Here is a 26312-nt window from a genome sequence, read left to right on the forward strand (position 1 = left end):
AGGCTATGACGGGGCGGGGTTCAAGACATTCCGGGGATGGCGTGACTTACGATCTGAGCAAGGGACACACCCGCAGCCTGGGGGTCGGCGGCGGGGTCAACAAGCACCTGGCCATCGTCGCCGCGGCCATCGCCGCGGCGGTCATCGGCTTCGTCTGGGCCTCGATCCTCAACGTCGATCCCTTGAAGCTGAAGGCCCCCTGGGAGGTCTGGAAGTGGCTGGCCCTTTACGCCTTTCCCGCCCTGGCCGGGATCGTCGGCCTCTTCCTGCTGCCGCTGTACTTCATGGTCCTCCGCCCGGCCGGGCACAAGGACGCCACCCTGCCGGTGTTCGCCGTGTTCGGGGCCGCCACCCTGGCAATGATTGTGGGCCTCGGCGTTGTCAGCGGCCCGCGCGCCCTCCGCGACTACGACGTCTTCAAGCTGGAGGACGCCTACGTCCGCGCCACCCAGGCCGACATCAACAGCGTCGAAAACGCCCTGGCCAAACAGAGCATCCCCGTCCTGACCGCCGAGGGCGGCGGCGATCCCCTGGTCCGAGCCCAGGCCAGCCTCGACGCCTACAAGGCCAGTGTCGCCGCCAAGGCGGCCGCCTTCCGCGCCCGCCGGATCGCCGTGCGCCGCGACATCGCCGCCCGCCTCGGCGACACGCAGGAGGGGCGTGACCGCATGCTGATGTTCGATCGCCAGGTCGCGACCTCCGACCGCGTGGTCGAGAAGTTCTGGGACCTGCGCGCCCGCTACGGCGAGATCGCCGACAAATACCTGGCCGACCTACGGGCCAATCGCGGCGCCTGGACCATGGACTATTACGGCGTCCGCCTGCGCGGCGGCTGGGGCAACCCGCTGTCCAACAGCTACTACGACATGGGCATGATCCAGCGCGACATGAGGCGGGTCTACACCGTCTTCCGCCAGCAGCCCTTCATCGACCGCCGCATCAAATGACCACCCACCGCGAGATCGAGCGCAAGTTCCTGGTCCTGCACGACGCCTGGCGGGCCCAGGTGGTCGGCGAACCCGTGGTCATGCGCGCCGGCTACGTCAGCCGCCGCAAGGAGGCCTCGATCCGCGTCCGCTTCGAAGGCGAAGCCGCCATCCTGACCCTCAAGGGCCAGGCTATCGACCCCGAGGGCCGCGAACGCCCCGAGTTCAACATCCCCATCCCCGCAACCCAGGGCGCCGCCATCCTGGACAGCGGCATGGTCGACGGCGGAGTGATCCGGAAGACCCGCTACACGGTGCAGGTGGGGCAAAGCCTGTTCGAGGTCGATGAGTTCGAACACCCGCGACCCGGCCTGGTGCTGGCCGAGATCGAGCTGCCCAGCGCCGACGCCGACTTCGAACGGCCGGACTGGCTCGGCGAGGAGGTCACCGCCGACAGCCGGTACTCCAACGCCGTGATCGCCGGAGAGGCCTGATGACCGACACCGCAAATGCGGCCCGCATCCGCGCCTATGCCGAAAAGCGCTCGACGATCGTCTCGACCATCTGGGTCGTGCTGGCAATGTTCGCCGCTCTGGTCGTCGGCTGGTTCAATGGCAGAACCGATGATACCCGGCTGGACGACATCGGCGGCGATCTTGACGTCCTGGGTCCCTGGATGCTGGGCCATGCCACGGCGGAGGGAATTTTCGCCGGGCTGCTCTTCTTCGTGCCGCTTTACTTTCTCATCCTGCGCAAGTCGGAGTTCGGGACGGGCAAGGCGTCCCTGATGATCCTGGGGGCCGGCCTGTTCGGCGCCATGGTCGCCGCCTTCGTGGTCGCTCTTCCCGCCAAGGAGCTGACCTTGGCGGCGATCGCCCACCGCCGGGCCGCACTGGAAGACATGCGCAGTTTCGACGCGCGCGCTAACCAGGCCGATCTAGCCAATCCCCTTCTGTTCGACGACACCGCCGACGTCCTCGACGCAGAGCGCAAGCTGAAGGTGATCCAGGGGCTGATTGCCGAACGCCAGACCCGCCAGGTCGAACGGCGCGCCGAACTCGCCGCCACCTTCGAGCGGATATCCAAGAGCCGACGCAACATGGCCGGGCTGGCTGCAGAGCTTCGCCAGGAGGTCAACCGGGAGGACACGCTGATCGACCAATATTGGTCCCAGAGCATGACCTACTATGTGCAGGCTGGCGACGCCGCGGCCTTCCTTTCCTCGCGCCGGTCGTCCTGGCGGATGCAGGGAACCAAGTTCTTCCTCGATCGCCCGATCGTCGCCCCTTGGCAGCAGCGCGTCGACCGCCTCGCGGTCCTGGACGAGCAAATCAAGGACACACTGGCCCGTATCAACGCCTCCATACGCCAAGGAAAGCCGTAGCCGACCGCCCGGCTTCCTTGACCTTTCTTCCCCCTTCGCCCATAAGCGCGCCCTTCCGGCGCAATCTGCCAGCGCCCTCCCCCGTCACGACCCCGATGCCTATATCGGACGAGGACGGAGAGGACCCCCGTCGACGCAATCGTCCACGGGGGCTGGCTTCGTTGTGCATATGAGGAAATGGAATGTTTGAAGGCCTTACAGAACGGCTGAGCGGTGTTTTCGACCGCCTGTCCGGACGCGGCGTCCTCAGCGAGAAGGACGTCGATGAAGCGCTGCGCGAGGTCCGCGTCGCGCTGCTGGAGGCCGACGTCGCCCTGCCGGTGGTCAAGGACTTCATCTCCAAGGCCCGCGAGGAAGCCACCGGCGAGGCGGTGATCCGCTCGATCCGCCCCGCCGACCAGGTGGTCAAGATCGTCTATGATGGTCTGGTCGAGATGCTCGGCGGCGAAGAGCCGGTCGCTCTGAACATCGCCATCAACCCGCCCAGCGTCATCCTGATGAGCGGCCTGCAGGGCTCAGGTAAAACCACGACCTCCGCGAAGCTCGCGCTGCGCCTCAGCAAGACCGACCGCAAGAAGGTCCTGATGGCCTCGCTGGACACCCGTCGCCCGGCGGCGATGGAACAGCTGGCCATGCTCGGCAAGCAGGTCGAGGTCGACACCCTGCCGATCGTGGCCGGCCAGTCGGCGACCGACATCGCCAAGCGCGCCATGAGCGCCGCCAAGCTGGGCGGCTACGACATCCTCATCCTCGACACCGCCGGCCGCACGACGCTGGACGAGAGCATGATGGCCGAGGCGGCCGAGATCGCCCGCATCTCCAGCCCGGCCGAAACCCTGCTGGTCGCCGACAGCCTGACCGGTCAGGACGCGGTGCGCACGGCGAAAGCCTTCCACGAGCGCCTGCCGCTGACCGGCCTGATCCTGACCCGCGCCGATGGCGACGGGCGCGGCGGCGCGGCCCTCTCCATGCGGGCCGTCACCGGCCTGCCGATCAAGTATCTGGGCTCGGGCGAGAAGGTCGAGGCCCTCGACGTCTTCGACGCCCGCCGCGTGGCCGGCCGCATCCTCGGCCAGGGCGACATCGTCGCCCTCGTCGAAAAGGCCGCCGCCGACTTCGACCAGGCCAAGTCCGAGGCCATGGCCCGCAAGCTGGCCAAGGGCCAGTTCGACCTGGACATGCTCTCCGAGCAGCTCAGCCAGATGCAGAAGATGGGCGGCATGGAAGGCCTGATGGGCATGCTTCCGGGCGTCCAGAAGATGAAGGGCCAGATCGCCGAGGCCGGCCTCAACGACAAGTCGATCAGCCGCCAGCAGGCCATCATCAGCTCGATGACCAAGCTGGAGCGCAAGAAGCCCGACATCCTGGCCGCCTCGCGGAAGCGCCGCATCGCCGCCGGTTCCGGCGTCGACGTGGCCGAGGTCAACCGCCTGCTCAAGCAACACCGCCAGATGGCCGACGCCTTCAAGATGATGAGCAAGGGCGGCGGCAAGGGCTTCGCCAAGATGGCCGCCATGCTCGGCGGCGGCGGCGGCGACCGCCTGAAGAACCTGGGCGGCGGCAAGATGCCCGAACCCGACACCGCGCAACTCGAACAACAGCTGAAGGGACTGCCCGGATTCCCAAGTGGGTCTGGGGGCGGACCCGGCGGCGGTTCCCTGCCCAACCTGCCCGGCCTTCCCGGCCTGGGCGGCTCCTCTTTCAACCCGTTCAAGAAAAACTGAACCAACTCCAAGGACTACCCGAAATGCTGAAGATTCGTCTGGCCCGTGGCGGCACCAAGAAGCGCCCCTACTACTCGATCGTCGTCGCTGACAGCCACTCGCCCCGCGACGGCCGCTTCATCGAGAAGGTCGGCACCTACAATCCGCTCCTCAAGAAGGACGACCCGACCCGCGTCACCCTGAAGCTGGAGTCGATCGAAGCCTGGATCAAGAAGGGCGCCCAGCCGACCGACCGCGTCGCCCGTTTCCTGGCCAAGGAAGGCCTGGTGAAGTGGGAGCACGGCAACAACCCGAACAAGGGCAAGCCGGGCAAGAAGGCCGAGGAACGTGCTGAAGAGCGCGCCAAGCGCGAAGAAGAGCGCGCCGCCGCCGCCGCCGAACTGGCCGCCAACCCGCCGGCCCCCGAGCCGGAACCGGAAGCCGAAGCCCCGGCCGCCGAAGAGGCTCCGGCCGTTGAGACCGCCGCTGAAGAAGCCGCTCCGGAAGCCGCCGCTGAAGAGGCTCCGGCCGCTGAAGCCGCTGCTGAAGAAGCTCCAGCTGCTGAAGCCGCTGCCGAAGAGGCCCCGGCTGCTGAAGAAGCTCCGGCCGCCGAGGAAGCCCCGGCTGCCGACGCCGGTGAAGAAAAGACCGAAGGCTAAGGCCCTCGTGGCGCGGACCCTCCCGGCTCTCCCTTCCCCGTCGAGGGGGGAAGGGTCGGGGTTGGGGGTGCTCGCGCCGCTCTATCGGGTTGATCCGAAGTGGGCGACGACGCCTCTCGGGATCATCCCATACGACTGGGGACACACCCCCACCCAACCCTCCCCCCTCGAGGGGGAGGGCTTTTCTTTGTGGTCAGCCTGATGTCCAACCTCCTCCTCATCGGCCGGGTCGGCGGCGCCCATGGCGTGCGCGGCGAACTGCGCATCAGCACCTTTACGGCCGATCCGCTGTCCCTGGCCGCCTACAAGCACCTCAAGCGCGCCGACGGCTCGCCGGCCCTGACCATCACCTCGGCCCGAGCGTCGAAGGGCGGCGTCGTCGCCCGCGCCAAGGGCATCGACAGCAAGGAGGCCGCCGACGCCCTGCGCGGCCTGACCCTGCACATCGACCGCGCCGACCTGCCCGAGCCGGACGAGGACGAGTTCTACCTCGCCGACCTGATCGGCCTCAGCGCCGTGACCCCCGAGGGAGAACTGCTCGGCAAGGTCAAGACGGTCCAGGACTTCGGCGCCGGCGACATCCTCGAGATCGACCCGGCCCTCGGCGGCCAGACCTGGTACCTCGGCTTCACCCGCGAGGCCGTCCCCACCGTCGACATCGCCGGCGGCAAGCTGACCGTCGTGCGGCCGACCGAGATCGAGGTCCGCCCTGAAGAAGCGGACGAGGAATAGCCGATCATGCGGCTCTGAATTTCACCCGGGTGAAATTCCGCGACCCTGAAAATCCAGCCCCGGCGCACCTGCCCGGTCCCTGGGCGACAGGGTGGATCCAGGGTGGATGCAGGCCTGTCAGATGCAGGCGGCGCAGGGGTCGAAATGAACCGACGCGCCGACCGCCCGTTGGCTTCCGGTAGGCGCTATATTATTGATTTTAAAACGATATTTTTGCGCCCAGCTGTGCTAGACTAGACCTTCACCCGCATCAGGCACTCCTGCGCCACCGAGGCGGCCAACCGGCCGTCCTGGGTGTACATCTCGCCCCGGATGAAACCCCGACCCTGCGACGTGCTGGGGCAGTCCTGGTCGAACAGCAGCCAGTCATTGAAGTCGACCGGGCGGTGGAACCACATGGCGTGGTCGAGGCTGGCCGACTGCAGGCCCGGCGTCTGCCAGGTCAGGCCATGCACCCGCAGGGCCGTCTCCATGAAGGCCATGTCGCTGGCATAGGCCAGGCAGGCCTGCTGCAGCTTCACTTCCGGGCCGATGGGGGCTTTGGCCCGCATCCACACCTGTTTGCGCGGCGGCTTGGGCACCGGCTTGAACATGTGCTGCGGATCGGGCCAGCGCAGGTCGATGGGGCGCGGACGCTTCATCTGCTCCTTCATCCGCTCGGGCAGCTTGTCGCCGAACTTGGCCAGCAGCTGGTCCAGTTCGGTCTTCACCGACTCCGGATCGGGATGCTCGGGCATCACCGACTGGTGCTCCAGCCCCTCCTCGGCCACCTGGAAGGAGGCGGCCAGGTTGAAGATCTGCTTGCCGTTCTGGATGGCGATGACCCGCCGGGTCGTGAAGGTGCCGCCGTCCCGCGACCGGTCGACCTCGTACAGGACCGGCATGGTCACATCGCCCGGCCGGATGAAGTAGGCGTGCAGCGAATGGCAGACGCGATCCTCGACCGTCTCATAGGCCGCCAGCAGAGCCTGGGCGATCACGAAGCCACCAAAGATGCGCGGGAAGCCCTCGTTGGGGGACACGCCCCGGAACAGGTTCAGCTCGATGGGCTCGAGAGCCAGGGTGGCGATCAGGTCTTCGGCGTCGGTCATGGCGCCTGCCATAAGCCCGCAGGTCCGGGGCGGCAAGCGGCTCGACGGCGGGCCGCTCCTGCGCCAGTCTGGCGACGACAACGAAGGTTGGAGGGGACGATGGCGGCCAACGGTTATCTGTGGGCGAACTGGATCGCGATGGCCTTCTGGGTCGTGATGATCCTCGCGCGGTTCATCAAGCCGATGCGGACGTGGGCCGATCCCCTCTGCGGCTATATCGTTCCGGCCGTGTTCGCCCTCCTCTACCTGGTCCTGCTGGCCATGAACCTCGGCGACGCCCAGGGTGACATGAGCACCCTGCAAGGGGTGCAGACCCTGTTTGGCCAGCCCAACATGCTGCTGGTCGCCTGGGTGCACTACCTGGCGTTCGACATGTTCGTTGGCGGCTGGATCAGCCGCACCGGCGATGCGGAAGGCGTGTCGCCCTGGCTGCTGACGCCGATCCTCCTGCTGACCCTGTTCTTCGGCCCGGTCGGCTTCCTGCTGTTCGTCCTGCTGCGCCTGGTCCGCCGTCGTGGCGCCATGGTTCCCACCTAGAGCCCGAACATGCTGAGCACCGCCATCACCCTCGCCCTCATGTTCCAGTCCGGCTCCGGCCTGGCCTATGGCGAGGCCCTGTCCCGCGCCGACAAATACAAGGACGATCCCAAGTCCCAGGAATGGCGCGACCAGAAGATGGACCCCTTCCTCAAACCCAAGACGACGGCCCTGTTCGACCGCTGCTACTCCAGCTCCCTGCGCCGGCGGATGAGCTTCTCCCTGGTGGTCAGCTTCAAGGACGGCAAGTTCGACCGCGTCGACCGCGACAGCGAGGATCAGGTCGCCGTCTGCATGGCCGACGTCTTCGCCGAATACCGCTGGCCGACCCCGCCGCACCCGGACTTCGCCGAGAAGTTCAACCTGGATCTGGCTCCCTGACCACGGTCACCTTCGACTCTTGAGGGGCTTTGGGCTATACGCCCCGCCCCATGCCCTTCACCGCCACCGTCCTGACCATGTTCCCCGAGGCCTTCCCGGGCCCGCTGGGCGTCAGCCTGATCGGGACCGCCTGGCGGGAAAGCGACCTGTGGCGCCTTGAAACAGTGGACATTCGGACCTTTTCCAAGGATAAGCGCGGCTTCCTCGACGACACCCCCGCGGGTGGCGGTCCTGGACAGGTAATGAAGGCGGACGTGATCGCGGCGGCGCTCGACAGTGTCGACACCGCGGGACGGCCGCTTTTGTGCATGAGCGCCCGGGGCAGGCCCCTGACCCAGGCGCGCGTTAGTGAGTGGGCCAGGGCGCCGGGGATCATCGTCCTCTGCGGCCGGTTCGAGGGGGTGGACCAGCGGGTGCTAGACGCCCGGGGGTTCGAGGAGGTCTCCGTCGGAGACGCGGTCCTGGCCGGTGGCGAGGCGGCGGCGATGGTGGCGATCGAGGCGTGTGTTCGGCTGGTCCCGGGTGTTCTGGGTCAGGCGGACAGCCTCAGGGAAGAAAGCTTCGAGGACGGTCTCCTCGAGCATCCGCAGTACACCAGGCCGCGGACGTTCGAAGGGCTCGATATCCCCGAGGTGCTGCTGAGCGGCGACCACAAGCGGGTCGCGGCCTGGCGGCAGGAACAGAGAGAACTGACGACCCGCGAGCGACGGCCCGACCTCTGGTCAGCCCACCTCGCCAACTTACAGGCAAACGGCGCCCACAAGGGTAAGCCTCGGAAATAATTGGAGTAATCAGATGGCTGCGAACATTATCAAGGAACTGGAAAAGGAAGAGACCGCGCGTCTCGCCGGTCTGCGCAAGACCCCCGATTTCCAGGCCGGTGACACCCTGCGTGTCAACGTCAAGATCAAGGAAGGCGACCGCGAGCGCGTGCAGGCCTACGAAGGCGTCTGCATCGGCCGTCAGGGCGCCGGGATCCACGAGAGCTTCACCGTCCGCAAGATCAGCTTCGGCGAAGGCGTTGAGCGGGTTTTCCCGATCATGTCGCCGATGATCGAAAGCATCGAAGTCAAGCGTCGCGGCGTCGTCCGTCGCGCCAAGCTCTACTACCTGCGCGACCGTCGCGGAAAGTCGGCCCGCATCGCCGAACGCGCCATGGGCGCCAAGAAGGAAGTCGAAGCCGACGCCGGCGAATAGGCCGACCTTTCGGTCTGAGTTTGGAAAGGCCCCGCTGGAAACAGCGGGGCCTTTCTCTTGTCCTCACAATCCACCGTCATCCCGGCCGTAGCGCAGCGAAGAGCCGGGACCCAGGGGCGGCCCGCACGGACGGTCGCAGCAGCCGGTTCAGCGCTCCGTCACCCCTGGGTCCCGGATCGGCCTTCGGCCGTCCGGGATGACGGAGATTATTTTGCGGACGCGATGTACGCGTCCACCTGCTGCTCCAGCACGTCCAGCGGTAGCGACCCATCCTTCAGCACCGCGTCGTGGAAGCCGCGGATGTCGTACTTGGCGCCCAGGGCCGCCTTGGCCTTCTCGCGCAGCATCAGGATCTTCTGCTGGCCGACCATGTAGCTGGTCGCCTGGCCCGGGTTGCAGAGGTAGCGCTCGATCTCTTTCACGATATCCCGCTCGCTGAGCATCGAGTTGTCGCGGAAGAAGTCGATGGCCTTCTCACGGCTCCACTTCATGGCGTGCATGCCGCTGTCGGTGATCAGCCGCACGGCCCGCCAGGCCTCCAGGCTCAGCCGCCCGAAGTCGGAATAGGGGTCCTGGTAGAAGCCCATCTCCTTGCCCAACCGTTCCGAGTACAGCCCCCAGCCCTCACTGTAGGCGCCGTAGCCGCCGAACTTGCGGAACTTGGGCAGGCCCTGCAGTTCCTGGGCGAGCGCGATCTGGAAGTGGTGGCCCGGCGCGCCCTCGTGATAGGCGATGCCTTCCGCCTGAGGCTTCAGCACCTGGGTCATGTCGGCCAGGTTGACGTAGTAGATGCCGGGCCGGGAGCCGTCCGGGGTCGGGCGATTGTAGAAGGCGACGCTGGCCGTCTCCTGGCGCCACGCCTCGACCGCCCGGACCTCCAGCGGCGCCTTGGGCAGGCGCAGGAAGTATTGTGGGGCTTTCGCCATCACCTGGGCGATGAAGGCCTTGGCGTCGGTCAGGTACTGCTGCTTGCCCTCCGGCGTGTTGGGGTACTGGTATTTCGGGTCGGTCTTGATCGACTTGAAGAAGTCCTGCAGCGAGCCCTTGAACCCGACCTTGGCCATGATGGCCCGCATCTCGCCCTGGATCCGCTCGAGGTTCTTGATCCCCAGCTGGTGGATCTCCTCGGCGGTCATGTCGGTCGTCGTCGAGCCCTTCAGGCGGAAGGCGTAATAGGCCGCCCCATCCGGCAGCGCCCAGGCGCCGTTGTTGCCCTTGGCCAGCGGCTGCACGCTCTTCTGCACGGCCAGGAAGTGCTCGTAGCCGGCCTTGAACGGGCCGGTCAGGGCCGCTTCGCCCTCCTTCAACAGCCGATCCTTGTCCCCCTGCGGCACGGACAGCTTGCCGACCTTGGCCTTGAAGTCGGCCCAGACAGCGCTGTCCTCGCCCGGCCCGAACGGCGCGCCGACCAGCACGTTGCGGGCGTCCTTCTCGACCGGGCCGAAGGTGAAGGCCGGCGGCACGATGCCCTTGTCGGCCGCCTTTTTGATCCCCGCCGAGACCTCGGTCATCACCCGCTGCGAATCCTTGATCCGGCTGATGTAGGCCTCGGCGTCGCCGATACCGTCGACCCGGTGGTTGTTGATCAGGAAGACCGGAATGTCGCCGGCCGGGCTGCCGTTGGTCGTCGCCTGGTAGAAGTGGTCGCGCCAGCGCACGGCCTCCTTGGCGCGCTCCACCGACTGTTCGAACAGCCGCCAGCTGATCTGAGACTGACCGCCCAGCTTGGCGTAATCGAACCCGGCCTTCATCCGCTTCAGCTGGTCGATGCTGAGGGCCAGGCCCTTGTCGGCGCCGGCGTCGGTGTAGTCGTCGAGCTTGCCGTAGTCGGTCTTCAGCCCCAGCGAGGTCATCGATTCCGGGCTCAGCGCCAGGCTCTCGTCGAAACAGGCGTCGAGGAAGGCGGTGAACTTCGCATCGACGCTGTCCTGCGCGAAGGCGGCTCCCAGCGAGACCTGGCTCAGCGGCCCGGCGAGAACGAGCCCGGCGAGGGCAAGGCGGCGATTGATCAGCAGGCTGGACACAACAAGGACTCCCGGGAATAGCGCGGCAGGGATGTGTCCACAGTTCCCTGCCCCTGTCATCTTTCCGTTCTGTCACCTTCCGGTTTGACAGCCGGCGCCGGCCTGGGGCTCAGTCTGGCTTTCCGTGGGGGGATCTGATGCGTTCTGTGGTTCTGGGCGGCCTGGCCGCCATGACGTTGCTTCTGGCGGCGCCGGCCCTGGCCGCGCCGGCCAAGCCGACCGAGGAACAGAAGGCCGCCGCCAAGGCCGTCGCCGACCGGCTGATCGGCGCGACCGGCCGGCCCTCGGACTTCAGCTACTTCATCACAAGCAGCGCCCGGACGGTGGTCATCCATGGCCCCAGCGGCGCGCGCTGCGGCTTCGACGGCGCGCCCGGGGAAAAGCTGGAGGTGATCGCCGGGACGGCTGAACACGGCGAGGGGGTGCGCTGCGTCACCGACAACAGCAGCTATCCGACCACCGTCGAGGTCGTCGAGGGCCGCAAGGGTACGACGCTGGAAAGCCTCGTCGCCGCCTCCCTGGCGGAGGACAAGGTCCGCCTGGGCGAGGTCACCGTCGTCAAGACCGGCCCCAAGGGCCGCGCGCGCATTCCGATGAAGGACCGCGAGCTGAAGTATGGAGCCAATGGCGAGGGCTACGCCTATGTCGCCGACACGGTCATCGGCCGCTGGATGGTGACCATCCGGGTCGAGGATCTGACCACCCGCGAAGGCTTCAAGGCCGACACCGCCGAGTTCGTCGGCCAGCTGCAGGTGATCCTGGCGCAGGACGTGATCAAACCTTGAGGCGCGGCAACTTCCTGCCCCCGGCCCGGGTTGAAGCCCGCATTCAACGCACTTTTGTTGCGCCGCACTGGACGAGCCGCCCTCGCCCGTCCTAAACCGCCCCCATGGCCGGCAAGACCCTCTACGACAAGATCTGGGACGCTCACGCTGTCGCTCAGGACGGCGGCGAGACGGTCCTCTACATCGACCTGCACCTGATCCATGAGGTGACGACGCCGCAGGCCTTCGCCGGCCTTCGCGCCGCCAGGCGCAAGGTGCGCCGGCCTGATCGCACGCTCGCGGTGGCCGACCACAACACCCCGACCATCGGCCAGGCGCTGGGCGTCGACGCCGTCGAAGACCCGGAAGCCCGGCTGCAGCTGCAGACGCTTGGCCGCAACGTTGCCGACCACGGGATCGAGTACTTCCCGATGGGCGATATCCGCAACGGTATCGTCCATGTCGTCGGCCCCGAGCAGGGCCGCACCCAGCCGGGCATGACCGTGGTCTGCGGCGACAGCCACACTTCGACCCACGGCGCCTTCGGGGCGCTGGCCCAGGGCATCGGCACCAGCGAGGTCGAGCACGTCCTGGCAACCCAGACCCTGCGCCAGGCCAAGTCGAAGAACATGCGCGTCACGGTCGACGGCCAGCTCGGGCCGGGCGTCACCGCCAAGGACATGGCCCTGGCCATCATCGGCAAGATCGGTACCGCCGGCGGCACCGGCTCGGTCATCGAGTTCGCCGGCGAGGCGGTGCGCAGTCTGTCGATGGAGGGCCGCATGACCCTCTGCAACCTGACCATCGAGGGCGGGGCCCGCGCCGGCCTCATCGCCCCGGACGAAACCACCTTTGCCTACATCCAGGGCCGCCCGGCCGCCCCCAAGGGCGCCGCCTGGGATATGGCGCTCAGCCACTGGAAAACCTTCTTCACCGACCCGGACGCCCACTTCGACCGCGAGGTCACGCTCCGCGCCGAGGACATCGATCCGACCGTCACCTGGGGCACCAGCCCGGAAGACACCGTGGCCGTAAGCGGCCATGTCCCCGACCCGGCCGGCTTCGCCACCCCGGACAAGCGTGCCTCCGTCGAGCGGGCCCTCGACTACATGGGCCTGACCGCCGGCCAGCCGATCACCGACGCCAGGGTCGACGTCGTCTTCATCGGCAGCTGCACCAACAGCCGCATCGAAGACCTGCGCGCCGCCGCCAAGGTGGCCCAGGACGCCTTCCTGCACGGCCGCATGGTCGCGCCCCACGTCCGGGCCATGGTCGTGCCGGGCTCCGGCCTGGTCTCGGCGCAGGCCGAGGAGGAAGGCCTCGACGCCATCCTGAAAGCCGCCGGCTTCGAATGGCGGGAACCCGGCTGCTCCATGTGCCTCGGCATGAACCCCGACAAGCTGGCCCCCGGCCAGCGCTGCGCCTCGACCTCGAACCGCAACTTCGAGGGCCGCCAGGGCCGCGGCGGCCGCACCCATCTGATGAGCCCGGCCATGGCGGCGGCGGCGGCCATCGCCGGCCACATCGTCGACGTCCGGACCTTCCTGGACCAATGATTACCGCCCTCGACCACATCGCCCTGGTCGTCCACGACCTCGACACGGCCGTTGACGGCTATGCCAGAATGCTGGGCCGCGAACCCGACTGGCGCGGCGCCAGCGGCCCGGTCCGCCATGCCTGGTTCCAGCTGGGCAACACCGCCATCGACATCATCGCCCCCGGCGAATACGGCCCCTCCGGCGCCTGGCTGAGCGCGAACGGTCCCGGCCTCTGGGGCCTGGCCTTCGCCAGCGACGACGTCGAGGCCGAGCGCAAGCGTCTCGCCCGCCTGTCGATGCCCTCGACCGACGTCATGCCGATCCGGACCAGGAACGAGGCCGGCGAGGCCCGCACCTGGCCGACCTCCATCCTCGATACCGACGCCACGGCCGGCGTCACCACCTTCCTGATCGGCGAGACCCCCGACTGGCCCCCCTGCCCCATCGTCGGCGACGAAGCGGCCGCCGTCAGCGGCCTCGACCACGTCGTCGTCTCGACCCGCCAACCCAACCGCGCCGCCGCCCTCTATGGCGCGAGGCTTGGCCTCGACTTCAAACTCGACCGCAGCAACCCCGACTGGGGCACGCGGCTGATGTTCTTCAAGGTCGGCGACCTCGTTGTCGAGGTGGCGCATCAGTTGAAGAATGAACCCAACGACGACCCCGACAGCCTCTGGGGCCTCAGCTGGCGCGTCCCCGACGTCGCCGCCGCCCACGCGCGCCTGTCCGCGTCCTTCGCCGTCAGCGAGATCCGCCCGGGCCGCAAGCCCGGCACCCGGGTCTTCACCGTCAAGGACGCCCCGGCCGGCGTCCCCACCCTGATCATCGGAGCCGCCTGATGAAGGCCTTCACCCGCCTCGATGGCCGCGCCGCGCCCCTGCAGCTGGCCAATGTCGACACCGACCAGATCATTCCGGCCCAGTTCCTCAAGACCGTCGAGCGCGAGGGCCTCGGCAAGGGCCTGTTCTTCGCCCTGCGGTTCGACGACCAGGGCGGGGTGCGCCCCGAGTTCGTGCTCAACAAGCCGGAGTACAAGGGCGCCTCGATCCTCATCGCCGGCGACAATTTCGGCTGCGGCTCGAGCCGCGAGCATGCGCCCTGGGCGCTGATGGACTTCGGCATCACCTGCGTGATCAGCTCCAGCTTCGCCGACATCTTCAAGAACAACTGCCTGAACAACGGCCTCCTGCCCGTCATCCTCAAGCCCGAAGAGGTCGAGGCCCTGATGGAAGAGGCCAAGGGCGGCAACCACGTCTTCACCGTCGATCTGGAGAGCCAGACCGTCACCGCCCCGTCGGGCGCCAAGTTCCACTTCGACATCGACCCCGACCGCAAGGACAAGCTGCTGAAGGGCCTCGACGCCATCGGCGAAACCCTGCAGCACGCCGGCGACATCGACCTCTATGAGAGCAAGCGGGCGCTCAGCACGCCCTGGATGGAGGCGTAAGCGATGGTCATCGTCATGGGCACGGTCCGGGTCGATCCGGACGCCATCGAACGGCTGCGTCCGGCCATGGAAGCGATGATGGCCGCCAGCCGGGCCGAGGACGGCTGCCTGACCTACGCCTATGCCCTGGACCTGCTGGAGCCCGGCCTGGTGCGGGTGTCCGAGCTGTGGACCGACCGCGCCGCGCTGCAGGCCCATTTCCAGACGCCGCACATGGCCGTCTGGCGCACGGCCCTCACCGGCCAGGTGCGCGACCGCGATATCAAGCTCTACGAATCCGGCGAAGGCGAAGCGTTTTGACCACCCTCCTGCTCCTTCCCGGCGACGGCATCGGTCCCGAGGTCACCGCCCAGGCCGCCCGCGTCGCCAGGACCCTGACCCCCGACATCCAGCTCGATGAGCGCGACTTCGGCGGCATCTCCTTCGACCGCCACGGCGCGCCGATCACCGATGAAGCCGTCGCCGCCGCCATCGCTGCCGACGCCGTGCTGATGGGCGCTGTCGGGGGTCCCAAATGGGCCGGCGCGCCGCGCGACAAGCGGCCCGAAGCGGGCCTGCTGCGCCTGCGCAAGGAAATGCAGGTGTTCGCAAACCTGCGCCCCGCCCTGTGCTTCGACGCCCTGGCCGACGCCTCCAGCCTCAAGCGCGAGCTGGTCGCCGGCCTCGACATCATGATCGTCCGCGAGCTGACCGGCGGCGTCTATTTCGGCGAGCCGCGCGGCATCGAGACCCTGGCCGACGGCCAGCGCAGAGGCTTCGACACGCAAGTCTACACGACCAGCGAGATCGAGCGCGTCAGCCGCGTGGCCTTCGAACTGGCTCGCGGCCGCCGCAACAAGGTGCACAGCGCCGAGAAATCCAACGTCATGGAGTCCGGCCTGCTGTGGCGCGAGGTCGTCACCGACCTGCACAAACGCGAGTACGCCGACGTCCAGCTCGAGCATATCCTGGCCGACAACGCCGCCATGCAGCTGGTCCGCGCCCCGACCCAGTTCGACGTCCTGCTGACCGACAACCTGTTCGGCGACATCCTGTCCGACGCCGCCGCCCAGCTGACCGGCTCGCTCGGCATGCTGCCCAGCGCCGCGTTGGGCGTCGCCGGCGCTCCCGGCCTCTACGAGCCCATCCACGGCTCGGCCCCCGACATCGCCGGCCAAGGCGTCGCCAACCCGCTGGCCGCCATCCTGTCGTTCGAGATGGCCCTGCGCTGGAGCCTGAACCGTCCCGTCGAAGCCGACCGCCTCTACAAGGCCGTCGAGACCGCCCTTGCCAACGGCGCCCGCACCCGCGACCTCGGCGGCAGCCTTTCCACCGTCGAAATGGGCGATGCGGTCCTCAAGGCGTTGTAGGTCAGTGTATTCCCAACATCCGTCATCCCGGACGACCCGCAGGGGCGATCCGGGACCCAGGGGGGACAGAGTGGAGGACGTTCAGCTGCCGACCGATTGCCACTCGCCCCTGGGTCCCGGCTCTCCGCTTCGCTCCGGCCGGGATGACGGAGGGTGGAGGTGATGGCGAGGTTAGACGCGCACGAGGAAGCCGCCCTCGCCGAACTGGAAGCCTGGCGGATCAAGATCGCCAGGCCGCCCGGCCCCATGGACCGCGCCGCCCGCAACATGCAGGCGACGGTCAACAACCTGATCCCCGAACAGGTCCACGCCGCCATAACAAAAGTCATCGAGGGCCTGACCCGGACCATCCTGACCGGTTCGGACCTGACCACCGCCAAGCCGCTCACGAACGCCTCCTTCGGCGCGCGCGAAGGCCTGGTCCGCCAGCGCATCACCACCTACCGCACCATGGCGGCGGCCGAGGGCGGCGTGGCCGGAGCCGGCGGCTTCCTGCTGGCGGCGGCCGACTTCCCGGTGCTGATCGGCTTCAAGATCAAGCTGCTGTTCGAGATCGCCGCCCTCTACGGCCACGACGGCGAGAGCTGGGAGGAGCGGCTCTACATCCTGTCCATCTTCCAGCTGGCCTTTTCCAACGCCGACCATCGCCAGGCCGTGCTGCAGACCCTGGAAACCTGGGAAGATACCGAGCACCCGGCCTCGCCGAAGGACTTCGACTGGCGCACCTTCCAGCAGCAGTACCGCGACTACATCGATCTCGCGAAACTGGCCCAGCTGATCCCGGTCATCGGCGCCCCGGTCGGCGCCTTCGTCAACTTCCGCCTGCTCGACCAGCTGGGCGTGGTGGCGATGAACGCCTATCGCCTGCGGTGGCTGCGCGAGCGGGGGTGACCTCGCCTTCACGGTGATCCAGACTATCTCCTGCTTACCCCCGCAGGAGTTCCCCATGCCCCACGACGACGCCCCCGCCGGCATCCGCCACGATCCCAAGATTTCGCGCCGCGGTTTCGGCCTGGCCTCGCTGGCCGCCGGTTCGGCGGTCGCGGCGCCCGCCCTGGCCAAGGACGGCATCATGGAGATGGACGTCAGCGTCCCGACCCCGGACGGAACCTGCGACGCCGCCTTCTTCCACGGCAAGGGCAAGAAGCCCGGCGTGGTGATCATCCCCGACGTCGTCGGCCTGCGCCCGGCCTTCCGCCGCATGGGCCGCCGCCTGGCCACCGCCGGCTACAGCGTGCTGGTCATCAACCCCTACTACCGCGACGCCAAGGCCCCGGTCGTGCCGGACACCTTCGATTTCGCCAAGCCCGAGGACCGCGCCATCGTCATGGGCCTGCGCGCCAAGATGACCACCGCCACCATCGACACCGACACCAGCGCCTTCGTCGACTGGCTGGACAAGAACCACCATGTCTCCAAGGCCAGGATCGGCTTCACCGGCTACTGCATGGGCGGCGCCATCGTCACCCGCGCCGCCGCGGCCCGACCTGACCGGGTCGGCGCCGCCGCCAGCTGGCACGGCGGCGGCCTGACCACCGACAAGCCCGACAGCCCCCACCTGCTGGCGCCGAAGATCAAGGCGGCCATGTACTTCGGGGTGGCGCAGGACGACGACGCCAAACAGCCCGACAGCAAGACCATCCTCAAGAAGGCGATGGACGACGCCGGGGTGAAATCCACCGTCGAGGTCTACAAGGCCAACCACGGCTGGTGCGTCCCGGGCTCGGCCGCCTACAACGAACCTGAGGCCGAGCGGGCCTGGACGGAGTTGCTGGCGCTGTACAAGCGGGCGCTGGTCTAGCGTTCCAGTTCCTCCCCCTCTCGGGGGAGGTGGCGGCGGCGAAGCCGCTGACGGAGGGGGTCACCGCTCACGTCAGCGGGTAAACCTGTTCGCAACCGGACCCCGGGTGGGGACCCCCTCCACCACGGCCTGCGGCCGCGGTCCCCCTCCCCCGATGGGGGAGGAACTGCGCTGCTCTAGTCGCCCAACGGAAACGCGAACACCACCTCGTCGTCCGCGTCCGAAATCCCGCCCGCCGCCTGGTACAGCGCCATGGCGGCGGCGTTCGAACGGTTGGTCGCCACCCACATCTCGTAGCAGCCGCGCGCCGCCGCCAGGGCCTTCATGGCCTCGACCATGGCCCGGGCCGCGCCTTGCCGACGCGCGTCCTCGGCGACGTCGATGGAGTAGAGCAGCAGGGCGTCGCCCTCCGGGTGGGCCAGGAAATGGCCCCAGGCGAAGCCGACCGGAGCGGGCGCCATGGCCGCAACACCAACGAAACTCGGGTTGCTCAGCAGCTGGTGGCATCGTTCCACCGACGGCCGCTCCTCGCCGATGGCCTCATAGGCCCGGGCCAGCAGGTCCTCGTCGCCGGCCTCCAGGATCCAGGCCTCGACCGTCATCCGAGCACCATCTGGGTCTGGATCACCAGCCCGACCAGCTTGCCGCTCTTGCCTTCGATCCGGGTCTGCCAGACGCTGGTGCGTCCGCCTATGTGCAGCGGCGTCGAGGTTCCGGTCACTGTCGTCCCGGCCTTGGCGGCGCCCAGGAAGTTGGTCTTGCTCTCGATCGTCGTGGTGTGCTGGCCGGGCGCCAGGTTGAGAAACCCGCCGACCGCGCCCAGGCTGTCGGCGAAGGCCATCACCGCCCCGCCATGCAGGATGGAGCCGGCGGTGCAGAGATCGTCGCGGACCAGCAGCCTGCCCACGACCCGCTCCTTGGTCGCCTCGACGAACTCGACGCCCATCAGCTTGGCGAAAGGCAGGGCGGCGGCGTCGAAGGTCATGGCGGTTCTCCGTTTTGCCCAGCATGCCAGCAGCAGGGACGCGCCGCCATGACCTCGCAGGTAGGCTGCTTCTCGCGGTCGAGGTGGGCTGGGGGGCGACCGCCGAGGGCCTTCATCGGCTACGTGCGTCGGCGGTGAAGGATGCTTAACTTGCGCTCGGCCACGCTGGGGGCGAGGGTCGATTCGGGAGGATTTTCATTATGTTGAAGCCGCTGCTCATCGCTGGCGTTCTGGCGCTGGCCGCCACGCCTGCCCTCGCCCAGACCGCCCCTGCCCCCTGCCAGGAGCCCGAGCGCCGGCAGTTCGACTTCTGGGTCGGCGAATGGGACGTCTACGACGCCGCCAGCCAGGTGATGGTCGCCCGTAGCACCATCGAGAAGCTCTACGGCGGCTGCGCCGTGCGCGAGAACTGGAAGCCGCTGAAGGGGACCGGTGGCGGCAGCCTCAACGCCTGGCGGCCCGACGAGAAGGGCTGGCGCCAGACCTGGCTCGACAGCAGCGGCGCCTGGGCCGAGTTCCGCGGGGGCTGGACCGGCGCGGCCATCGTCATCCAGGGCGACTGGGGCGGCACGCTGACCCGCATGACCTACACCCCGAACGCCGACGGCACGGTCCGGCAATTCGGCGAAACCTCGGCCGACAAGGGCGCCACCTGGAAGCCCAGCTTCGACCTGACCTACCGCCGGGCGCGCTGAAATGCCCGCCCGCCGGGCGTTTGAGCAATATGTCTAGACATATTCATCGAAGGAAACGGGCGTAGATCGAAGATCTGCCGCCCGGCCCTGGTCGCGTTGACATGCCGCCTCACCGGAAGGTCAACATTTCCGGCCCCGGCGCCTACGCCCTGTCAACGCCGGCGCCCACGTTCACAGCCTCGGTCGCAACCGGAATGTCACGCCGGGTCAAAGGCTTGCCGAGAACAAGCCTCTTTCCGTCAGCGGGCCGGGGTATAATCGTAGGCCGCTTCGATAGGCGGCGCCCCTGTCCCGCCCTAGACCACCGCCTCGGCGATGATGAATTCCGGGTTGTCCACGAAACCCATGAACTGGCCCATGATCGCCTGGACCACGCCGCCCGGCATGTCCTCGGCCACAAAGCCGGCCAGGTCGGGGATGTCGAACACCTCGATGTGGTCGGCGCTGGGGCCGCCTTCACCGAGCAGCAGGCCGGTGGTCTTGTAGTTGACGTAGGACGCCACCCGCCGCAGGCCGCGCATGGCCGGATAGTCGGTGTCCCGTATCCAGGCTTCGAACACTTCCGGTGCAGTTTCGGGTTTCAGCTTGTAGGTCAGGAACAGGGTCGCCATATCAAAGCCTCTCAAGGGTGCTGAGACAGACCTAGACCGGTTCGGCGTGGGTTAAACCGCCCGAAAAGGGGGCCTTAAGGGGCCTAGAGGTTTCCTCGCCTTGCATGGATTCCAGCGGAGGCGTATCGCTCCGCGCCTTAGTAAAACTGGAGACTACCGATGGGCTACCGAGTGGCCGTCGTCGGCGCCACGGGCAACGTGGGTCGCGAGCTGTTCAACATCCTCGAGGAACTGGAATTTCCGGTCGACGAGATCCATGCGATCGCGTCCCGCAAATCCATCGGCATTGAGGTCTCCTACAAAGAGCAGATTCTGAAATGCAAGGATCTGGAGCAGTTCGACTTCTCGACCGTCGACCTGGTGCTGATGAGCGCCGGCGGGTCCGTGTCCAAGGCCTGGGGTGAGAAGATCGGCCGCGCCGGTCCCGTCGTCATCGATAACTCGAGCCACTTCCGGATGGACCCGGACGTGCCGCTGGTCATCCCGGAAGTGAACCCGGACGCCGTCGAAGGCTTCCGCAAGAAGAACATCATCGCCAACCCCAACTGCACCACCGCCGGCCTGCTGGTGGCGCTGAAGCCGCTGCATGACGCGGCCAAGGTGAAGCGGATCGTGGTCTCGACCTTCCAGTCGGTGTCCGGCACCGGCAAGGCGGCCATGGACGAGCTGTGGGAGCAGACCAAGGGCGTCTTCGTCCTCGGGGCCCCGCCGCCCAAGGTCTACCACAAGCAGATCGCCTTCAACGTGATCCCCCAGTGCGACGTCTTCCTCGACGACGGCTCGGGCGACACCAAGGAAGAGCGCAAGATGCAGGACGAGACCCACAAGATCCTCGATCCGAACATCAAGGTCTCGGTGACCTGCGTGCGGGTGCCGGTCTTCGTCGGCCATAGCGAGGCGGTGAACATCGAGTTCGAAAACCCGCTGAGCGACGACGAAGCCCGCGAAATCCTCCGCGGCGCCGAGGGCCTGGTCGTCATCGACAAGCGCGAGGACGGCGGCTACGCCACGGCCAAGGAAGTCCAGGGCGAGTTCCCGGTCTACGTCAGCCGCATCCGCAACGACCCGACCGTCGAGCACGGCCTGTCGCTGTGGGTGGTGTCGGACAACCTGCGCAAGGGCGCCGCCCTCAACGCCGTCCAGATCGCCCAGCTGCTGCACGAGCGTGGCCTGATCAACCAGAAGGCCCTGGCCTAGTCGATACATCCGCAACAAGCGGAGAGCATCGAGAGGCCCGGGACCCCACGGTCCCGGGCCTCTTACCTTTTCGGCCAAGTCTTAGATTTCGGAGTGTGTGTCTTGCCCAAACCGCAGAACGAAGGTCAGGCCGCCCTGCTTGCGGGCCTCGGGGCCTACGGCATCTGGGGCTTCCTGCCGCTCTATTTCCACCTGCTGGCGGGCCTTGGCGTCGGCACGGCCGAGATGATCGCCCACCGCACGGTCTGGAGCGTCTTCTGGGCCGCCGGCCTGGTCTGGCTCTCCCGCCAGGGCGCCGACGTGCGCCGCGTCCTCACCGAGCCGAAGACGCTCGGCCTTCTGGCCCTGTCGACGGCGGCTATCTTCGTCAACTGGACCATCTACGTGCTGGCCGTGAACCAGCACAAGGTCATCGAGGCCAGCCTCGGCTACTACATCAATCCCCTGCTCAACATGGCGGTCGGGGCGCTGTTCTTCCGCGAGCGCATGCCGCTGGCCGGCAAGATCGCCATCGTGCTGGCGACCATCGGCGTCGGTGTGCAGACCGTTGCGCTCGGCCACCTGCCGCTGATCTCGCTCGGCCTCGGCATCAGCTTCTGCGCCTACGGGGTCATCCGCAAACAGGTGAAGGCCGACGCCCAGACCGGCCTGTTCTTCGAATGCGCCTACCTGTCCCTGCCGGGCCTGGCCTATGTGCTGTGGCTGCAGTCGACCGGCGCCGGCCATTTCACCGGCGGCTGGAACGTCTCCCTGCTGCTGCTGGCCGCCGGCCCGGCCACGGTCGCGCCGCTGGCCCTGTTCGCCTGGTCGGCCCGCCGCCTGTCGCTCACCGCGCTCGGCTTCCTGCAGTTCGTCGCCCCGACCCTGCAATTCTTCGTCGGCCTGGCGCTGGGCGAGACCTTCACGCCCCTGCGCGCCCTCAGCTTCGCCTTCATCTGGGCCGGCGTCGCCGTCTTCGCCTGGGGCGCCTGGCGGTTGTCTCGCAGGGCGGTGGCCGCGCCGGCGGAATAGCGGCTATGCTCCCCCCTCAACGGAGGCCCCGAGCGTGATTTCCAGACGGACCCTGATGGCGACGGCCGCCGTCGCCATGGCCTCCCCGGCCTTGGCGCAGGACGATCCCTTCGCCCGCATGCTGACCGGCGCCGGGGACCCCAAGCGCGCCGTCCCCGGCTACGCCGCCATCGCCTTCCGCAAGGCCGACCAGACCGCCGCCCTCGCCAAGGCCGGCGGCTATGCCATCGACGGCTTCGACACCGGCCGGATCATGCGCACCGAGTCCCCGATGCGCATCGCCAGCATCTCCAAGCTGGTCGCCGCCATCGGCTTCATGATGCTGCAGCAGCAGGACCGCATTGGCCTGGACGAGGACGTCTCCGAACTTCTGCGCTTCCAGCTGCGCCACCCGCTGTTCCCCGACACCCCGATCACCCCGCGCATGCTGCTCAGCCACACCAGCGGCCTGCGCAATGGTCCGAGCTTTCCCGTTGGTCTCGGCCGGCAGCTTTCCGATGCCCTGACCCCCGGCGGAAAGCAGTGGGACAACGGCGCCTGGTTCGGCCCCGCCTCCGAACCGCCCGGTCAGTACTTCGCCTACTCCGACGTCAACATCGCTGTCATCGCCCAGCTTATCGAGCGGATGATCGGCATGCGCTTCGACCTCTACATGACCCGCCGGGTGTTCGAGCCGCTCGGCCTTCAGTGCGGCTACAACTGGTCGGGCGTGCCGCAAAACCTGCGCAACTACGGCGCCGCCCTCTACCGCAAGGCGCCGTCCGACGAGGGCCCGTGGAACGCCGCCGGACCGTGGCAACCGCAACTCGACGCGTCGATCCCGAAATACCCGGAAATTCTCGTCACCCGCTCGCCGGAGGGCGAACTTCTGCGCCTGCATCCCGACGAGTACGAAGGCGGCAACGGCTTCGTCTTTTCGCCCCAGGGGGGCCTCCGGGCCAGCGCCCGCGACCTGGAGGTCATTGCCCGCCTGATCGCCGGCGGCGGCCAGGTGGGTGGCGTCCGCCTGTTGCGCCCCGAGACCGTCAAGCTGATGGCCACCCCGGTCTGGCGCTACGACGCCGCCCCCCCTGGTGGAAAAGGGCCCAACGGCGACGCCTATGGCGGGGCCATCCTCGCCTACGGCCTGGGCATGCAGATCCTCACCGACGCCGGCGGCGACAGCCTGTTCCCGGGCTGCGCCGGCTGGGTCGGCCACGCCGGCGACGCCTATGGCCTGGTTTCCGGCCTGTGGGTCGAGCCGGCGACCGGGCGCGGCATGAGCTATCTGGTCAACGGGACCGCCGCCCCGCTGGCCGACATTCGCGGCCGCTCGAAGTTTACCGCCGTCGAGGAACAGATCGCCGGCGTCCTGTCGACCGCCTGACCTCGCGCATCCACAGAACCGTGTTATCGTCCGGCCATGGCCGATGATCCGATCAAGCACCGCGCCGTGGCGCGGGCCTTCGGCGAGATGGTCCTGCAGTGGATTCAGGCCATCGCCCGCCCCTTCGACGGCGAGTTCGAGCCGGCTGTCCTGCTCGTCGCCATCCAGCAGGCCAACCGCCCCGCCGGATGGGACGCTCCGCCGCGCCCCATCTCGACCACCGCCATCGCCCAGTCGCTGGGCGTGTCGCGAGAGACCACGCGGCGCCACGTCAAGGTGCTGGAGGCCCACGGCCTGATCGAACGGGTCGCCGACGGCCTCATCGTCCCGACCATCCTCGAGGATACCCCCGCCACCCTGTCCGCCCGCCACGAGCTCTACGAAATCGTCGAGCACTTCATCCATCACCTGCGGGCCGCCGGCATCGACTTCGCCCAGGAGGACGGCCCCGACCTGCCGCCGCCAGGACCGACGCCGGCGCCGCGCGAGCTGGCCCGGCTGGTCGGCCGCACCTACGACCGCTTCATCCTGCGCTGGGTCGAGAGCGCCATCTCCGACTTCGACGGCGACCTGCGGCTGATGCTGGTTCACACCGCGCTGCTGCTGGCCAACGAGAAATCGGTGCTGCAGGACGCCCGGCTGAACGCCTTCTATGGCGGCTTCACGCCGCCGCCGGAGGCCCTTCGCCGGCCGATCTCGATCAACGCCCTCGCCGCCATGACGGCGATGCCGCGCGAGACCACCCGCCGGTTCGTCGCCCGGCTGGCGGCGATGGGCTACGCCGACCGCACCCCGACCGGCATGCTGGCTCATATGGAGGGCGAGCACCTGCAGTTCTGCATACAGCGGGTCCTGGCCCTCTACCCCAACATCCGTCAGTTCGTGCTGATCCTGCGCGCCGGGGGCGCGACCTTCGCGGGCCAGCTGGCCCGGCGATCAGTGGCCTAGAGGCTCTCGTAGGCGGCGTTTATCAGGCGGCGGCTGCGCGGGTCGCCGATCAGGTGGATGTCCTGGCGGTTCATGACATAACTGCCCGCGAGGTTGGCCTCGGGATCGGCGAAAGCGCAGCTGCCGCCCCAGCCGCTGTGGCCGAAGGTCTGGATACCGGGGCCGAAGAACATGTTGGGCGGGTTGCGCATGAAGCCCGCGCCCCAGCTCAGCACATAGGGCAGGACCAGGTCCTGGCCCTTGATCTGCTGAGCCCGGGCCTGGTCGCGCACGGCCGGCGACAGGATGTGGACCCCATCGAGCTCGCCGTCGCCGGCCAGGGCGCCCATGAACTTCGCCAGCGCCTCGGCCGTGGCGTGGCCGTTGGCCGAGGGCACTTCCAGCCGCCGCCACTCCGGGCCACGACCGTTCGGGGCCGCCCAGGGGGTCAGGAAGGCCGCCTTCTTGGGATCGGTCACCTCGCCGAAGGCCGGCAGGGCGGTCGGGGGTTTGAACTCCGCGGTGCGGTCATGCTCGCTGTCGGGCAGACCGATCCACAGGTCGAGGCCGGCCGGATCGCAGATATCGGCCTTGAGCGCCGTCCCCATGCTGCGGCCGTCGACGCGGCGGAAGATCTCGGCGGTCAGATAGCCGACGGTCAGGGCGTGATAGCCGCTGGCGCTGCCCGGGGTCCACATCGGGGCCATGGCGGCCAGCTTGGCCGCGATGGCCGGTGGATCGAACCACAGACCCGGGTCCATCTGCTCGACGAAGCCCGGCAGACCAGCCTGGTGCGACAGCACCTGGGCGACGGTGATCGCGCCCTTGCCGTTCGCCGCGAACTCCGGCCAGACCTCGGCCACCGGCTGGTCGAAGCGCAGTTTTCCCTGCTCGACCAGGCGGGCGATCATCGTCGCCGCCACGGCCTTGGTGGTCGAATAGACCATGGTCAGGGTGCGCTCGTCGAAGGCCCGGGTCTGTGCCTTGTCGGCGTGCCCCGCCCAGACATCGACGACCAGTTCGCCCTCGTGCACCAGGCTGAACCGCGCCCCCAGCTCCAACCCCTCGGCGAAGTTGGCCTCGAAGGCCTCCCAGACGGCCGAGAAGGCGACGTCGCAGTGGCCGTTGATGTCGGGGGTCACGCCAGGCGCTCCATGCGTACGGTCGGGCTGGCGTTCTTGATCTTGGCGCCCATGGCGACGATCGGCAGCTCCGGCGACTGCCAGATGCCGGCCGCGGCGACGGTCTCGGCCAGGCCGCCGACGGCCCGCGCCAGGCCGTAGGACGGCGTCTGGCCCTCCAGCATGGCGGCCGCGAACAGGGCGGCCAGCAGGTCGCCGGTGCCGCTGGGCACATTGTCGACCTTCTGGTGGGCGGCCAGCCAGGCCTCGCGCTTGTCGGCGAAGACCACACCGATCTCGCCGCCGCGCATGACCGACGACACCAGCGCCGGCCGACCCATGCTGCGCGCCGCCCGCACGGCCGAAGCCGGGTCGCGCACGTCAAGCGACGACAGCCGTTGCAGTTCCCAGGCGTTGGGGGTGATCAGGTCGGCCAGCGGCACCAGGTCGTCCTGGATGGCCCGGGCGACATCGGCCCCGACATAGAGCCCCTTGCCGGCGTCGCCCATCACCGGGTCGACGACGATGTAGGGCTTGCGGGCGAAGGCGCCTTCGCGCGGGGCGCCGCGCACCGCCTCGATGGCCCGGCCGGCGGCGCGAACCTGCTCGACCGAGGCGAAGTAGCCGGTGATGACCAGATCGGTCATGCCGAACAGGCCGTTGGCCTCGACCCCGTCCAGCATCCCCTCGAAAGCTTCGATCGGCACCTGCGCTCCGCCCGGAGCGCCCCATCCGGGGTGGCGGCCGTAGAGCACGGTGGGGATGTGCACCGGATCGATCTTGAAATTGGCCAGCGCCAACGCCTGGGCAGAACCGCCGACGCGGCTGCCTGCAACGTGGCTGGAAAGTAGGAGCGCCATGGGCAT

The 26312-nt window shown here is 68.2% G+C and carries 30 protein-coding genes and 1 pseudogene; 23 read left to right on the top strand and 8 right to left on the bottom strand.

Annotation, left to right across the window (positions count from 1 at the left end):
- Positions 1 to 41 precede the first annotated feature (41 nt).
- The 6 genes from AC2YG9_RS19390 to rimM all read left to right on the top strand — a co-directional run bounded on the left by AC2YG9_RS19390 (position 42) and on the right by rimM (position 5404).
- Positions 42 to 947, top strand: a complete 906-nt coding sequence (locus AC2YG9_RS19390) for a hypothetical protein (protein WP_487299642.1) — start codon at positions 42 to 44, stop codon at positions 945 to 947.
- Entirely contained in the window at positions 944 to 1420 is a 477-nt protein-coding gene (locus tag AC2YG9_RS19395) for a CYTH domain-containing protein (protein WP_487299643.1), read from the top strand. Before AC2YG9_RS19390 ends, AC2YG9_RS19395 begins: the two co-directional genes overlap by 4 nt.
- A complete protein-coding gene (locus tag AC2YG9_RS19400) occupies positions 1420 to 2310 on the top strand; it encodes a hypothetical protein (RefSeq protein ID WP_487299644.1) in 891 nt (296 codons plus the stop codon). Before AC2YG9_RS19395 ends, AC2YG9_RS19400 begins: the two co-directional genes overlap by 1 nt.
- 182 nt (positions 2311 to 2492) lie before the next feature.
- The gene (ffh, locus tag AC2YG9_RS19405) at positions 2493 to 4034 is read left to right on the top strand and encodes a signal recognition particle protein (RefSeq protein ID WP_487299645.1); all 1542 of its coding nucleotides are present in this window, start codon (positions 2493 to 2495) and stop codon (positions 4032 to 4034) included.
- Positions 4035 to 4057: 23 nt separating this feature from the next.
- The gene (gene rpsP, locus AC2YG9_RS19410) at positions 4058 to 4672 is read left to right on the top strand and encodes a 30S ribosomal protein S16 (protein WP_487299646.1); all 615 of its coding nucleotides are present in this window, start codon (positions 4058 to 4060) and stop codon (positions 4670 to 4672) included.
- 201 nt (positions 4673 to 4873) lie between these two features.
- Complete coding sequence (gene rimM, locus AC2YG9_RS19415; protein ID WP_487299647.1) at positions 4874 to 5404, top strand: ribosome maturation factor RimM; 531 nt, start codon at positions 4874 to 4876, stop codon at positions 5402 to 5404.
- Between the two features lie 233 nt (positions 5405 to 5637).
- Here rimM and AC2YG9_RS19420 read toward each other — a convergent pair whose 3' ends face one another.
- Complete coding sequence (locus AC2YG9_RS19420; protein WP_487299648.1) at positions 5638 to 6495, bottom strand: acyl-CoA thioesterase; 858 nt, start codon at positions 6493 to 6495, stop codon at positions 5638 to 5640.
- A gap of 99 nt (positions 6496 to 6594) precedes the next feature.
- Here AC2YG9_RS19420 and AC2YG9_RS19425 point away from each other — a divergent pair, with 99 nt between their 5' ends.
- From AC2YG9_RS19425 to rplS, 4 genes are read left to right on the top strand one after another with little or no spacing between them, the layout of a single operon-like run.
- Positions 6595 to 7032, top strand: coding sequence for an ABA4-like family protein (locus AC2YG9_RS19425; RefSeq protein WP_487299649.1), 438 nt, complete (start codon positions 6595 to 6597; stop codon positions 7030 to 7032).
- A 9-nt stretch (positions 7033 to 7041) separates the two neighbouring features.
- The gene (locus tag AC2YG9_RS19430) at positions 7042 to 7413 is read left to right on the top strand and encodes a hypothetical protein (RefSeq protein ID WP_487299650.1); all 372 of its coding nucleotides are present in this window, start codon (positions 7042 to 7044) and stop codon (positions 7411 to 7413) included.
- A 50-nt stretch (positions 7414 to 7463) separates the two neighbouring features.
- Positions 7464 to 8195 carry a tRNA (guanosine(37)-N1)-methyltransferase TrmD gene (gene trmD, locus AC2YG9_RS19435; RefSeq protein WP_487299651.1) on the top strand — a complete coding sequence of 244 codons (732 nt, stop codon included), beginning with the start codon at positions 7464 to 7466 and terminating at the stop codon, positions 8193 to 8195.
- 13 nt (positions 8196 to 8208) lie between these two features.
- Positions 8209 to 8610, top strand: coding sequence for a 50S ribosomal protein L19 (gene rplS / locus AC2YG9_RS19440; protein WP_487299652.1), 402 nt, complete (start codon positions 8209 to 8211; stop codon positions 8608 to 8610).
- A 206-nt stretch (positions 8611 to 8816) separates the two neighbouring features.
- Here rplS and AC2YG9_RS19445 read toward each other — a convergent pair whose 3' ends face one another.
- Positions 8817 to 10634 (bottom strand): DUF885 domain-containing protein, encoded by a 1818-nt coding sequence (locus AC2YG9_RS19445; protein WP_487299653.1) that lies wholly within the window; start codon positions 10632 to 10634, stop codon positions 8817 to 8819.
- 137 nt (positions 10635 to 10771) lie between these two features.
- On the opposite strand from AC2YG9_RS19445, the gene AC2YG9_RS19450 reads away from it, so the two are divergent.
- From AC2YG9_RS19450 to leuB, 6 genes are all read left to right on the top strand, one after another.
- Positions 10772 to 11419: a hypothetical protein gene (locus tag AC2YG9_RS19450; RefSeq protein WP_487299654.1), complete on the top strand. Its 648-nt coding sequence runs from the start codon at positions 10772 to 10774 to the stop codon at positions 11417 to 11419.
- A gap of 104 nt (positions 11420 to 11523) precedes the next feature.
- Positions 11524 to 12954 carry a 3-isopropylmalate dehydratase large subunit gene (gene leuC, locus AC2YG9_RS19455; protein WP_487299655.1) on the top strand — a complete coding sequence of 477 codons (1431 nt, stop codon included), beginning with the start codon at positions 11524 to 11526 and terminating at the stop codon, positions 12952 to 12954.
- A complete protein-coding gene (locus AC2YG9_RS19460) occupies positions 12951 to 13775 on the top strand; it encodes a VOC family protein (protein ID WP_487299656.1) in 825 nt (274 codons plus the stop codon). Before leuC ends, AC2YG9_RS19460 begins: the two co-directional genes overlap by 4 nt.
- Entirely contained in the window at positions 13775 to 14383 is a 609-nt protein-coding gene (gene leuD, locus AC2YG9_RS19465) for a 3-isopropylmalate dehydratase small subunit (RefSeq protein ID WP_487299657.1), read from the top strand. Before AC2YG9_RS19460 ends, leuD begins: the two co-directional genes overlap by 1 nt.
- A 3-nt stretch (positions 14384 to 14386) precedes the next feature.
- Positions 14387 to 14683: a putative quinol monooxygenase gene (locus AC2YG9_RS19470; protein WP_487299658.1), complete on the top strand. Its 297-nt coding sequence runs from the start codon at positions 14387 to 14389 to the stop codon at positions 14681 to 14683.
- Positions 14680 to 15732, top strand: a complete 1053-nt coding sequence (gene leuB / locus AC2YG9_RS19475) for a 3-isopropylmalate dehydrogenase (protein WP_487299659.1) — start codon at positions 14680 to 14682, stop codon at positions 15730 to 15732. Before AC2YG9_RS19470 ends, leuB begins: the two co-directional genes overlap by 4 nt.
- A gap of 21 nt (positions 15733 to 15753) precedes the next feature.
- Here the strand turns inward: leuB and AC2YG9_RS19480 are convergent.
- Positions 15754 to 15896: pseudogene (locus AC2YG9_RS19480) on the bottom strand (hypothetical protein); the annotation flags it as partial.
- Here AC2YG9_RS19480 and AC2YG9_RS19485 point away from each other — a divergent pair.
- Together AC2YG9_RS19485 and AC2YG9_RS19490 are read left to right on the top strand one after the other, a co-directional pair.
- A complete protein-coding gene (locus AC2YG9_RS19485) occupies positions 15895 to 16623 on the top strand; it encodes an EcsC family protein (protein WP_487299660.1) in 729 nt (242 codons plus the stop codon). The pseudogene AC2YG9_RS19480 and the gene AC2YG9_RS19485 overlap by 2 nt on opposite strands.
- 55 nt (positions 16624 to 16678) lie before the next feature.
- Positions 16679 to 17533: a dienelactone hydrolase family protein gene (locus AC2YG9_RS19490; protein WP_487299661.1), complete on the top strand. Its 855-nt coding sequence runs from the start codon at positions 16679 to 16681 to the stop codon at positions 17531 to 17533.
- 176 nt (positions 17534 to 17709) lie between these two features.
- Here the strand turns inward: AC2YG9_RS19490 and AC2YG9_RS19495 are convergent, their stop codons facing one another.
- The gene (locus AC2YG9_RS19495) at positions 17710 to 18135 is read right to left on the bottom strand and encodes a GNAT family N-acetyltransferase (protein WP_487299662.1); all 426 of its coding nucleotides are present in this window, start codon (positions 18133 to 18135) and stop codon (positions 17710 to 17712) included.
- Positions 18132 to 18518 (bottom strand): PaaI family thioesterase, encoded by a 387-nt coding sequence (locus AC2YG9_RS19500; protein ID WP_487299663.1) that lies wholly within the window; start codon positions 18516 to 18518, stop codon positions 18132 to 18134. Before AC2YG9_RS19500 ends, AC2YG9_RS19495 begins: the two co-directional genes overlap by 4 nt.
- Before the next feature lie 200 nt (positions 18519 to 18718).
- Here AC2YG9_RS19500 and AC2YG9_RS19505 point away from each other — a divergent pair, with 200 nt between their 5' ends.
- Complete coding sequence (locus tag AC2YG9_RS19505) at positions 18719 to 19213, top strand: hypothetical protein (protein WP_487299664.1); 495 nt, start codon at positions 18719 to 18721, stop codon at positions 19211 to 19213.
- A 296-nt stretch (positions 19214 to 19509) separates the two neighbouring features.
- Here the strand turns inward: AC2YG9_RS19505 and AC2YG9_RS19510 are convergent, their stop codons facing one another.
- Positions 19510 to 19824: a hypothetical protein gene (locus AC2YG9_RS19510; protein ID WP_487299665.1), complete on the bottom strand. Its 315-nt coding sequence runs from the start codon at positions 19822 to 19824 to the stop codon at positions 19510 to 19512.
- Between the two features lie 159 nt (positions 19825 to 19983).
- Between AC2YG9_RS19510 and AC2YG9_RS19515 the strand changes: the two genes are divergently transcribed.
- From AC2YG9_RS19515 to AC2YG9_RS19530, 4 genes are all read left to right on the top strand, one after another.
- Entirely contained in the window at positions 19984 to 21021 is a 1038-nt protein-coding gene (locus tag AC2YG9_RS19515) for an aspartate-semialdehyde dehydrogenase (RefSeq protein WP_487299666.1), read from the top strand.
- Between the two features lie 102 nt (positions 21022 to 21123).
- Positions 21124 to 22032: an EamA family transporter RarD gene (rarD, locus tag AC2YG9_RS19520; RefSeq protein WP_487299667.1), complete on the top strand. Its 909-nt coding sequence runs from the start codon at positions 21124 to 21126 to the stop codon at positions 22030 to 22032.
- 34 nt (positions 22033 to 22066) lie between these two features.
- On the top strand, positions 22067 to 23398 hold the full coding sequence (locus tag AC2YG9_RS19525) for a serine hydrolase domain-containing protein (protein WP_487299668.1): 1332 nt from the start codon (positions 22067 to 22069) through the stop codon (positions 23396 to 23398).
- 36 nt (positions 23399 to 23434) lie between these two features.
- Positions 23435 to 24346 carry a winged helix-turn-helix transcriptional regulator gene (locus AC2YG9_RS19530; protein WP_487299669.1) on the top strand — a complete coding sequence of 304 codons (912 nt, stop codon included), beginning with the start codon at positions 23435 to 23437 and terminating at the stop codon, positions 24344 to 24346.
- Here AC2YG9_RS19530 and AC2YG9_RS19535 read toward each other — a convergent pair.
- Together AC2YG9_RS19535 and AC2YG9_RS19540 are read right to left on the bottom strand one after the other, a co-directional pair.
- Complete coding sequence (locus AC2YG9_RS19535) at positions 24343 to 25467, bottom strand: serine hydrolase domain-containing protein (RefSeq protein WP_487299670.1); 1125 nt, start codon at positions 25465 to 25467, stop codon at positions 24343 to 24345. The two genes, AC2YG9_RS19530 and AC2YG9_RS19535, sit on opposite strands and share 4 nt — an antisense overlap.
- The gene (locus AC2YG9_RS19540) at positions 25464 to 26312 is read right to left on the bottom strand and encodes a PfkB family carbohydrate kinase (RefSeq protein ID WP_487299671.1); all 849 of its coding nucleotides are present in this window, start codon (positions 26310 to 26312) and stop codon (positions 25464 to 25466) included. Before AC2YG9_RS19540 ends, AC2YG9_RS19535 begins: the two co-directional genes overlap by 4 nt.

The organism is Caulobacter sp. SRI_014, from assembly GCF_057586315.1.